At 30.1% G+C, this 12,154-nt stretch carries 7 protein-coding genes, 1 pseudogene and 1 CRISPR repeat array; of the genes and pseudogenes, 1 reads left to right on the top strand and 7 read right to left on the bottom strand.

Translation table 11 applies throughout. The annotated features are described in order from the left end of the window. Nucleotides 1-122: 122 nt before the first annotated feature. Nucleotides 123-888: direct repeats of the CRISPR family, unit length 30 nt; unit sequence GTTTATAGACTACCTATAAGGAATTGAAAC. Between the two features lie 46 nt (nt 889-934). From BUB48_RS11270 to BUB48_RS11240, 7 genes are read right to left on the bottom strand one after another with little or no spacing between them, the layout of a single operon-like run. After that, entirely contained in the window at nt 935-2,395 is a 1,461-nt protein-coding gene (locus BUB48_RS11270; protein WP_073026347.1) for a TIGR02710 family CRISPR-associated CARF protein, read from the bottom strand. A gap of 43 nt (nt 2,396-2,438) precedes the next feature. Further along, the gene (locus tag BUB48_RS11265) at nt 2,439-4,514 is read right to left on the bottom strand and encodes an RAMP superfamily CRISPR-associated protein (protein ID WP_073026346.1); all 2,076 of its coding nucleotides are present in this window, start codon (nt 4,512-4,514) and stop codon (nt 2,439-2,441) included. Nucleotides 4,515-4,517: 3 nt separating this feature from the next. After that, nucleotides 4,518-5,087, bottom strand: a complete 570-nt coding sequence (csx19, locus tag BUB48_RS11260) for a type III-D CRISPR-associated protein Csx19 (RefSeq protein WP_073026345.1) — start codon at nt 5,085-5,087, stop codon at nt 4,518-4,520. Then, nucleotides 5,087-6,439, bottom strand: a complete 1,353-nt coding sequence (locus BUB48_RS11255) for an RAMP superfamily CRISPR-associated protein (RefSeq protein WP_073026344.1) — start codon at nt 6,437-6,439, stop codon at nt 5,087-5,089. Before BUB48_RS11255 ends, csx19 begins: the two co-directional genes overlap by 1 nt. 3 nt (nt 6,440-6,442) lie before the next feature. Further along, entirely contained in the window at nt 6,443-8,608 is a 2,166-nt protein-coding gene (locus BUB48_RS11250; protein WP_073026343.1) for an RAMP superfamily CRISPR-associated protein, read from the bottom strand. A 2-nt stretch (nt 8,609-8,610) separates the two neighbouring features. Next, complete coding sequence (locus tag BUB48_RS11245) at nt 8,611-10,209, bottom strand: Cas10/Cmr2 second palm domain-containing protein (RefSeq protein WP_073026342.1); 1,599 nt, start codon at nt 10,207-10,209, stop codon at nt 8,611-8,613. Nucleotides 10,210-10,218: 9 nt separating this feature from the next. After that, complete coding sequence (locus tag BUB48_RS11240; protein ID WP_073026341.1) at nt 10,219-11,478, bottom strand: PDDEXK family nuclease; 1,260 nt, start codon at nt 11,476-11,478, stop codon at nt 10,219-10,221. Nucleotides 11,479-11,768: 290 nt separating this feature from the next. Here BUB48_RS11240 and BUB48_RS11235 point away from each other — a divergent pair. Continuing rightward, nucleotides 11,769-12,154, top strand: a pseudogene (locus tag BUB48_RS11235) (IS982 family transposase); the annotation flags it as partial.

Raw genomic sequence — 12,154 nt, 5'->3', positions numbered from 1 at the left:
CAAAAAATGCGGTACATCGATAGATATAACAAATGGCTGAAATCAAGGACTGATGGATTTTACTATTAAAACTGTATTGGCATGATAAAATTAAAAATGCAGTAAAACTGCCATGTGCACGGGTTTATAGACTACCTATAAGGAATTGAAACAAGGATAAACCATTTGGAGGAAATCTTGCACAATATGAGTTTATAGACTACCTATAAGGAATTGAAACGGTGATGTGACTAAGATTGATTGGAATGCGTTCCTTGTTTATAGACTACCTATAAGGAATTGAAACCCCGAAATCTCGCTGCTTTCTCAAATTCATCATTGGGTTTATAGACTACCTATAAGGAATTGAAACTGAATTCAGCATCATCGACGCCTCCTGAGTGGGAGGGTTTATAGACTACCTATAAGGAATTGAAACACGACGTTCATTATTTTGTCAAATACCGCTGCCGCTTGTTTATAGACTACCTATAAGGAATTGAAACATAGTGGAGGTGTAAGAATGCACGTTGTAAAAGTAGGGTTTATAGACTACCTATAAGGAATTGAAACTGCTAGAGCAGAAAAGAACATACTGTACAGGCGCTTCGTTTATAGACTACCTATAAGGAATTGAAACATATTATTTATTATTAATTTATTAATAAAATAACTCGTTTATAGACTACCTATAAGGAATTGAAACAGACTTGCCGGCGCAGGAAAGCAAGTAGGACTTACTGAGTTTATAGACTACCTATAAGGAATTGAAACTCCAGTTGTAGTTCTGGTCTAATCCTTCATAAGTTAAGTTTATAGACTACCTATAAGGAATTGAAACTTTACATAGGGCCTCCGAGGTCTTTGGAGGACAGAAAGGTTTATAGACTACCTATGAGGAATAATAACAATAAAAAACGGAGGTGCTTGCCTCCATTTAAACATCCATTTTTGCCTATAGTCTTATAAATTCTAATTCCTTTGAAATTTCATCAAAACTAATGGACTTTGTTTCGCAATATTTCTTCATATATTCTACCACAGTTTCCTTAAACTTCTCATAACCTTCTTTTTCTTGGAACTGAAATCCATGTGCAAAGATACCATTATTTCTGCTAATTACTTTTCCTTTAATCTCTTTTATTTTGCCTATCAATTTATTTTCATTCTCTGTCTCAATCAAGCTGTCTCTTATTATACCCAGTATTATATATCCCATTAAGAGACTTATTTCTGATGGCAGAGCTTCCAATTGCTTTTCACCGATTTTTCTCTTTATATAATTTACCTTTTGAAGTAAATCCTCCGGATTCATACCTAAAGCACTATACTGCTCCTCTGTTATTTTCTCAGTATCTATTCCTCTCTCCCATAATCTACTCTGAGACATCATCTCAAGTATTCTATATAATAACAATGAAGCCATCTCATATTTTCCCTGTTGTTCCCTTCTTAATGCATTTTGGTATAGCATAAATATGATATACTCAATATTATCAAACAGCAAACCCTTATTCTCATTTGTATTTTTTAAATCAACGTCATTAAGTACTTTCAAACATTCTACTTGTTTTTCCAAGATCTTCAAATGTTTTGCTAATGAATGATTATTATTAATAATACACTCTTTTTCTGCTGAACTTTTACATTTTATTAAACTTTCTAATGCCTGTGAAATATTCAAACTATCCCATTGATCATAGGCTAAGGATAAATATTTTAAAGCTTCGTATTCTTTTGTTCCTGGTACTGTATCATATAGCTCAGAAAACAAATCATATGCAGTTTTATAATCCATTTTGTTAAATAAGTCTATCGATTCTTTTCTCTTTAAATCCCCGAATACCTCATAAGGATTATCAATAAAGCATATCCTTTCCGTACCAGGTTCTGGTTTTCTAAATTGGTTTAAATAATTGCTGGCTATATAAACTACTTTTGCGCCAATCAGTGCAGCAGCCATTCCGCAGCCAACAGACATGGCTTTTGTTCCACCTGTAAAATCAACATATATATTCTGTGGTTTTTTATGTTTTTCATAGTAATTTTTTATTTTTTCATATAAAATCAATATGTTTGTTGAATCTACTTCCTCTGCTTCATATTGACTGGGTTTTAGATTTGTAAAGTAAATAACATCATCCAGCTTGTCCTTTGACTCCGGAGTATACAAAATAAGTACATTCTTGGGCTTAAGACCTAATATAGAAAACACGACAGGTTCGTAAGAAGTCCCAAGAGTCAAAATCAGATGCTCACAATCCTGAGCATCTGATTCCTTAAACATAGTTACTAATAAGGGCATAATGTTTTCTTTATAGTATTTTTCCGCTTCCATTCTCTTTTCTTCGTCACTTCTATCCATGGACTTCCAATATTGAGCTTTTTCTTGTATTTGGGTCATTATGTTGCTCATAATATTTCTCCTCAAATTTTTAATAACATATAAAGTTAATAAATTATTCTTCATCTAGATTTAAATCTTTGAATTTTTCTACAAAAGGTTTATACGTTAACCTTTTATTATTACTGTTCTTTTGTTTGCCTACACTATGTTTTTTTCTATTTTGATAATTATTATTTACTTTATTCTTTTTATTGCTATTATTGATACTTTCATATCTGTATATCGGCAAAGTTATATTTTCATCCAATATTTCTGGCAGTTCTTTATAAATAGCTTGCTTAATAGGACTAATTTCACAATTATCTACAGGAAATTCTCTATTAGCCATGAACCATCTATATGATTCTTCATTACTTTGTTTTTCTTTATCCTTTTCTTCTACATTTTCCACTTTAGGATAGTCTACACATGATGGCTTATTCTCAAAATCAGTGATCTTTAAAAACTCCTTTATGCTTTTTGACTCTTTATCAATAATTGAAAAATCTAAACTCTCATAAGGTAATGGAGTCACACTATATTTTATTGTATCTCCTTCAATTTCAATTTTTCTGGTCATTATTTTTTGCACCTTAATTTTTATGCTGCCAAAACCTATAGGCTTACCTCTTCCTATTTTATGACAGTGAGCTTTATCATTCTCAATACTTATTACCCATATGAGTTTCGTTAATAAATCTTTAGGTAAATCATTAAAGTATACCGAAAAAGTAAATTCTTTTTCTTTCCCTACTGGCCTAATAACACAACTTCTTATACTTGTTTCAGATAGTTTTACATCTTTTGTTTGGTCAGAATGCCAATAAAACTTTCTCCCTCTTATTTTGGGATTGTTTATAAATATTCTTTCATTCTTTGGATCTTCTTTTTTGTTTTTATGTCTGTCTATATAATAATCATAATTCCAAAGTACACCTGATTTATTGGCTTCTTCAGGCCTTTTCATATAAAATTCGGTAGCTGAAATTTTAGGGCTTGCCAACTCTTTCAATCCAATTATCGGTCCAAAATAGTTCTTATAATCCTTTTCACCAATTGCTTCAGCATCAGTAAAGCGTATTTTGCCATTCAAAGAATTATCGTTGTCTTCTCCAATCATTCCAAACAAATAACAAGCTTCACAAATGTTATTAATTTTATTACATGGTACATGATTTCCTTGATTAATTAAAATATCTTTAGTTTTATTCATAAATACTTCTTTTGTAATACACGAAGGAGACAAATATTTTTTATCGCTACTATAATATATCAATATTTGTTCTCCATCTTTATATTCATCATCACTTTTTATTTCATATTCATCAAACCATGTTGCTTTATCATTTCCTGCCTCTTTTCTCTCTCTGAGTTTAATGTTAATCCTTTCATCCCGATATAATTTTAAGACCTTTCTCAGTCTATCAACACATTCACCATCTACTTCGAACTCTTTTTCATCATTTTTATATATAAATACCGAATAGCACTTTCTATTACCGAACTCTTCTCCTTTATGTATATATCCATTAATAATTTCAGGATTATCAAATATGATATCATTACAATCTACATATGGTTTTTTACTATTTATATTTTTTACAAAGACACCTTGTCCTTCTTTTACAGTTTTCATTTTTTCCTCATTAACATTCTTAATAGCTTTACTATCTGCTGGTTTTATTACCCATTTCCCATTTCTTCTTATTAGAAAACCAGGGTTTTTGGGCTCATTAGTCCTTTTATATAAATCCCTTTCCAAATCTACAGAAGACATGCAACCATTAAAAGCAGCTTCATAAGCAGAACGAATAACCCCTCTTATTTCACTTCCGGGAATTATCGCTTTAGAATATTTATCTGTCCTATCTTCTTCTGATATATCATCATACGAAAAAAAATCATAACTCTTTTTGTCGGCTCCCACTCTCTCCTTAAATGCATACTCTTCAGTAATATTTGGAATAAATATTGGGGTTTTGGTAGTTATTTTGCATACCATATATCCTGTCAATAACTCATCTTTGCCATCATTTTCATATAACTCGTATGGCTTTCTAACACATTCTTCATCAATATTTATAAAAGCATAAGGATTTACGAAATAATTTCCGCTTTCAACAGGTCTTTCCTTTTTCTCTTTGGCCATGTATTACATCTCCTTTTCCCCCAATGTAAACTCTACCAAACGATTATCTACAATCTCCATTAAACCATCCTCGTTAAAATCCATATAATATCTGACTTTCAAAAATACATTTGGATCAGATTTATTAATGTTTTCTAAGGTTTTACTTGCAGGAAGATAAATCCTAATTCCTCGATCATTCTCATATAATCTTATCCATGAGCCTTCAATCTTTGCACTTGTCCCATATAATAACAGCTGCTCATCATAATAATCAATTTTACTCTCTTCTTCTTTCTCATTCTCATTAATATATCTCATATTGTATTTATCCTTACCGCTTTTAATAATGCGCAATTCTGAATTTAAATCGAAAATTCTTATTTCAAGCATATTCTCAAGTTCTATTCCTGAACCATCATAAAAATAAAAAGAACCGTTATTATATTTGCCAATGTAAACTCCTTGATATTTATGTTCTAATATTAAATAGTCCTTGTTTTCTTTAAGGTTTGCCATTATTTCTTTTTCTATCTCACTTGCTGTGATTTCTTTAACCAATCTTTTATACCCATCTACAAAAGCCCAGCTCATTAATTTCCTCCTCTCAAATACTTCAATAAATCTCTTAAATATCTTTCTTCCCTCTCATCATTTACTTCTTCACCATCCAAAGAAATTGAATTTACTTTAACCAAACCTCTCCCAATTGAAGTTTCACCGCCAATTGCTGCAATACCAGTATTTAACTCTTTTAAAACCAGCAAAAGCAAGCCTATTACATAATCGTTATTTTTCCTTATTAGTATTTCTAGTTTTGTTTTCCCAAAATGCTGAGTCTTCTCATTATATAAACCTGTATCCATAGCACCTCCAGTAAATCTATCAATCCTTACCCTTTGTATCAGCAACTCTCTGGTTTTTTCATCTCCATCGACTATGATTGATTCCTTAATTTTTACAAGAGATGCCTTTGAAGCCTTTTCATCTTCTTCATCTTCAACATATCCAAAAATATCCTTAATAATTTTATCTACATTCACATTTAAGCTTTCTCTGCGCAATTCTTCAAGAATCATTATACTGCTTTGTCTAATAGTACCGGCCCAGCTTGTCCCAGGTATTACCGGTTTTCCGTTACATTTTATATGCTCATAATCAACTTCAGGATAACCTTCTGAAAACTTAGAATACTGTCTTATCATTATACTGCTGCAAATATTAATCTCTGCAACCAGTCTGTTGTATAATGTTTTATTAAGAAGCGTATCATTATCACACAATTCCATATAACTCTTAATATTTGGTAAAAATTTTTCCCAATCAAAATTTATCCATTTGTCCCAAGCATTATTATCTTTTTTAAAATCTAACTCCAAAATAGATAAATCATTTTTATCAATAGATATATAGCCAAACCCTCTATTAGCTTTTGCTCCTAAAAAGATTTGCCCTTTTTCTAATCCATAAAGAATTTGTGCCAACATTCGCTTAAAATCATTTTCATACATAGAATAACTATCTCTTATTACCAATTCCATTCTTAGTATAAAACTTGCACCTGTTTCTACTATCTCATAGTCATATTTTGAACCCTTAACCGATGCTTTTCTCTCATTTAATTTTACTCCATCTCTAATTCTTAATTTGTAATCACCCACGAAAAATCCATCATAAATATTAATACAACTCATAGTATAATCACCATAATCTTTTCCAAACATTAACCCAATAACATCTTTATCGTAATTTGACAGTTGCTTTAAATAATCTCTAAAAACTCCTGCCAAAGAAGATGCAGGTACAAAAGGAATACCTTTGCTATCTTTTAATACTTCTATATCTGCATTGTATGAATCTTTTGAGCCTATTATTAGAGGAGTCTCTAGCTTAATGGGGACTTTTACATATATTCTCTTTATTACTTTTCCAATCTTATCTTCCATAAATTAATCCCCTCTCTTTCTCTCTTCAAGTTTGATATAGTTCAACAATGTCAAATAATAATACTTGAAATAGTTGAACAAATTATTTATGAAATGCTCATCTATCCCATATTCCTTAGGAAGATCCATATTATCAAACATGTTTATAAATTTCTGTTTAATGCTACTTTCTAAATCCTTTATATCTAAATCAGCATGGAATTTATCTTCCAAAAATAATCTAATAGCTGATTCTTTCTTTTCTTTAATGGATATATTGCATAAATTATCAATCAGCAAAGAAAAAGATTCAGCTTCATTTATAATAGAGGTAATTTTAAATAGGAATGCTCCTCTTATGTTTTTGTCATATTTTTTATACTTAATAATCTTTTCTATCGCTTTATACTTCAACCTTCTTTTTATTTCCTTATCAATCAAAGATTTATACAATTCTCTAAAGCTAGGAGAATATTCTTCATAATCGAAACGTTCGTTTCCATTACAACTATTGTATTCCTTTATCTCTGTAACTTCATCATAACAGGTAAATACCTTCAGTTTTCCAAAACCTTCATTAACTCTAAGCCCAAGCCTAAGGTTTTCAATATCAGAAACATAAAGATTTCCTTCACCTTCATATATAAAATTGAAAATAGAACCTGGATTAAAAGCATTATATTGCTGCCTATACATCATCCACTTTGTATTAAATCCAGATGTAATTTTGCTTTCTATAAAACTTGATATTAATTTACAGCCATTGATATGTTCCCTTAGTTTATTATGAAATAATTGAGGTGTCACTTCAGAAAAGCCATGCTTATTCAGTAAAATCATCGGAGAAAGCAGCACGATACTAAATCTATCACCTTTCATAATGATATCATCATTTCTTTCATCATCTTCTTCAATATCTATTATCCTTACCTGAGCATATTGTGCATTTTTAGATTTTCCTAAATAAATGATATTATCATCAGGTATTAAAGATATTATCAAATCTATATCATTTCTATTCCCTGAAATTTTGGTTAAAAAATTTTGATTAGGTGAAAGAACTTCATATTCATAGAATTGCCCATTATTTTCAACAGGATGTCCTAAAGTTCTATCTTTAGGTCTTTTATGATGATATTCTATATCTCTTTTAGGCGATATAAAATAATATTCATCATCATATATTGGACAAACATAAGTATCTCTCACACTTTTTTTCTCAGGAATGCTTTCATTATGATCAATAAAAGCTAAATTGATATAATCATTACTATTTTTTACTTTAAATATAGATAATGGACATGGAATAAAGTCATTATAATCCGAATCTGAAATATATGCATTATCAAAAACTACGCTTCCCTCTAAAAATATTCTTCTAAAGTCTTTATCTTCATGCGCATTTGCTCCAAGATTATATTTTTTTATAAATCTGTTTGCAAAATAACCAAGAAAAGCGCTACCTGGTATATAACTTTCAGTTATGTTTATACTGTTAGAACCACCTGAAATCAAAAGAGGAGATTCTAGCCTGAGTTTTAATTTTACGGTGCTATATGTACTTGCAGCTTTATTACTAATTTTAAAATTACTAGCATTTTCACTATCTATTAAACTTAAGCTGACCTCACCAAAACCTCTCGTTCTTCTTAATCCAATACTTCTAAGAACTTTGCATGCTTCTTTCAGTAAATCTTGCTCCTCTTTATCATCAATTTTAATATCAAAATAAAACTTATTCCCTTTATTTATAACTCTGGTAAATCTAAGACTATTTTCTTTTGCAGTTTTAGTATTACCATCTATGTTGGTTTGAACTCTTATTCTAGTATAATTATCCTGTATTCTTTGTCGATTAAATATTTTTTCTAATTTCTTATCTTCCTTGGCTGAAATAATACCTTTTCTTAACTCATCATAGTTTTCTAAATAACCATTACCAATATAAAGTTCGCCACCTTCCATGTCTCCGCTTTTACCAAATATCTTATCTATCAATTCAAATCCGTTTTCATCATTTTTACATTCTAAAAGCTCTAATGCGGCTTCTCTTAAACAACCTTTAATCCTTTTAGCTGGAATATACGGTAAACCTAGTTCATCAAAACATATATCAATATCAACTATCCCGGAAGAATTCTTGCCTGATGCACTACATAAATCAGATAAAAGCTCCATTTCAAGTCTCATCTCTATACCTCCTCAATAAAGGCAAAATGATCCATTAATTCTATGACATCATAATATGCTGCTAGTTTTCTATCATAATCAGTATCTTCAATATCTACACCCGGCAAAATATATCCTCTTGACTTGCATTCAAATAAATACTCTTTTACCTCTTCTAGACCCAAGTGAAATTTTGATTGAAGTTCTTTTAACCTGTTACGTGGCCATGGTTTATTATTACCATTTTTATAAAGCAAGTCCACATACATTTTTTTAAAGCATTTCCAATCTAATTCATTAGATTCACCTGTCACCAACCAAGGTCTCTCTAAAAAATCATATAAATAATACTTCAACGAACCAGTATCCCTTTCTTTTGGTTTCTCCCCAGGAAATATATAATTTTCTTTTCTATGGTTTTCAAGAGAAGCAATTGCCCCGCTGCAGATATGAAAATCAATATAGCTTTTAGTATTTCCTTTTCCTTTAACTTTTGCCTTTCTCTTAGCCAAAGAACAACATTGTTCAGCTATTTTGTAAGCATTGCTGAATGTGTAGTGACTATGCATCAGCGCAACTCCAGCACAACATGACATAGGCTTGTCCGTTAAGGGAAATGAATTGTTTTCTATATTAGAAATGAAAATTGCAGCACTATCTAAAGCCAGCTTACCATTTATCACATATGTTACATCATCACCATTTAGAATTATATTTCTTATTACATGATATTTTTTACCATCAACTTCTGTTAGCTTTATACCATTTTTCTTTAGGAAATCATCATCTGAAAGCTTGTCCTCTATAGATTTAACCATGTCATTGAAAGCTTTTTGATATATTTCTTCTATGCTTGATGAAATTATCCTTATAGATTTAACTGCTTCGGAGTAATCTTCTTTCTTGCTTATAATTTCTTCTATTCTTTTGCCCATATTGTTACCGTCTATATGTACTATTGCAATATAACTGTTCTGGTATTTTTCTGAAATCATATATTCAAACTCATCCGGAATAATAAAATCTGAATCCATATTTTGCTGCTTTTTGATTCTGGATTTTAATTCTTCATCTCTCTTTAACTTCTTTTCCATAGTAAGATATTCGCTGTTATACCTTCCTATTATTGGCATACCCGTATCGATATCTTGCATACTTATTGAATAGTTAAGTCCTGCTCTGGTTTTATTTGAAGAATACTTAAATTTTTCTTTTTCAATATTTAATCTCTTATAATCGTTAGAGAAATTTTCAAAATCCGTCTCAATTTGAGCAAATGCAAATTTTAAAGAATAAGTATTTTCAAACAGCTTTTTTGAAAAATCCTTATTAACTTCCTTCATAATATCTTTATTTCTGTAAGCTACTATCGCATTTCCACCACCTATGTAGATAACCTCAGCTAATATATTGTTATTTTTCGGCAAAACAAAGTCTTCTCTATAACTCCAGTCTGTTACCCTGCATTCTTCTTCCTTTATTACTTCTTTTATTGAAGCAATCAACAATTCTTTTAAAGCATTTTCTACTAACACAGAAGCACCGATTATCTCTTTCAATTTGCTTGTGTTGAATATATAACTCTGAATGCCTATGATATCATAAATGCCTAAATAACCCATAGTTACCTCCTAATCAGTGAAAATATCCTTTAATTTTTTTTCAAGTTTCTTTTCGTCTGACAATGTTTCTAAACCTATATAATCAAAGTTCATCTTAGCTCCAAAAGAAGACATATCTTTAAGCAATTCTTCATTATTACTATCTGAACCATTTGGCTTTTCAGGCATAAGATTTACACATATAGCTTTTGCATGCCGTCCTCCCAATTGATCGGCTCTGTATATCGCTTCAAATGCCTTAGCTTTGCATATCTTTATTTCATTTGATGTAGTACAACTAAATAAATAAAGCTTGTAGCCTTTTATTGCTATAACATCTATATCACATTCTCTTCCCCTATATTTCGGTTTTACAGAAAGTCGTAAATCGAATGAATCTGATTTATCTTTTATCTTATCTATAGCTTTAAATAAATAATCCTCTAACCATTTACCATGTAAATAATCTATAATAGCTGAAAATTTATTCTTACCATAACTTTCAAAAGTAGCACTTTTATCAATATTTAATCCAAATCCATAGTCTATATTGTATTTTTTCACTATTTCAAAATCCTGATTTTTTTCCTCAGGGCTTTTATTCTTAAACCCTTCTTTAATTTCATTTATTTTATTTTTTATTTCTTCCCCTTCTTTTTCTTTGGTGAGAGCTTCAAAAATTTTATCATGGTTGACATCGGGCATTTTAGGAGAAGTCTTTCCCATTCTTTTTGTGTCTAATTCCATATCATGTAGTTCAAACAATGTTTTACAATCTATTTCTACAAAATTATATAAATTTTTCTTTGAATCTATTGAATCTTGAGGATAATAAATTTCATCAGTTTCATCATTTTCTATTATAATCTTTGATTTTTCGTCGGAAACATCACTTGCTATAAACGTCTTAATATTATGAGTTCTACAAAACTCCTTGACACATTGATAACTATGAACTGCCATTGGCTTAGTACCACCTGTATAATTAAGATGAATACTATCCACAGGTTTATTAATCTCATCTAATTTACCATATAGCTTACTCTTTATATCCCTTGGATCTCTTTCTTTATCTACTTTAACTATATCCAATTTACCAAATAACTTACATTTTTCTTGCAGCTTTTCCGCAAATATCATTGTTTCTTCAGAACATAAGAATATATATTTATCAGGTTTTGGCAGAATCTTTTTTTCTTCTTCTTCCCTTTTATCAGAATTCAAATATTGACATACTAAAAAAATCGGCAAAGGATTGGAGCCAATCAAACAAATTAAAACATTATTCATACATAAACTCCTCCTTTTTAAGGTTTTTATAAGTTAAGTGTTCATATCCCACATATAGCTTCTAAATACATAAAAATTCATTCTCTTCCTAGAAAACATAACTATACCCATCGAAACATAAATAAAAAATAGAAATTATAAAAGAAAATTTTTGGTAATACTAAGCAATAATGATTATTTAATTAACTCGTTGTGCTAGTTTTGAATTACCAAAAATCTACGAATGAAAAGCTCCAACATATTATGTAACCTATTATTAATAGCTACAAAAATAATAGGGGTCACCATATATGCTGGAGTCTGATAAAAATTATTGTATCAAAGAAATTGGAGATTTAAAAAACTTTGTAACTGTCGCCTATGTCATAATTGGCGACAGTTACCATGAAGTAACTCCAACACATATTAAAAATCGTTGTAATATCAATATTTCTAAGATGAGTGATAGTGAAATAATTACCTTAAGTATTGTTGCTGAATTACTAACCATTGATTCAGAAAATGCCTGGTTTGGTTTCTACAATAAGAATATGAGAGACTTGTTTCCAAGGCTTTGCAGTAGCTCTAGGTTTAATAGAACCAGAAGAAACCTTCATGCAGTTACAGAAGAAATTCGAAAGAAGATTTCTGTTCTTACAGAACATGTAAACCAACCATACAGGATTATTGACAGCAT

It is taken from the genome of Lutispora thermophila DSM 19022 (genome assembly GCF_900142105.1).
Lineage (GTDB): Bacteria > Bacillota > Clostridia > Lutisporales > Lutisporaceae > Lutispora > Lutispora thermophila.
This window is presented reverse-complemented; position numbering and strand designations above follow the sequence as displayed.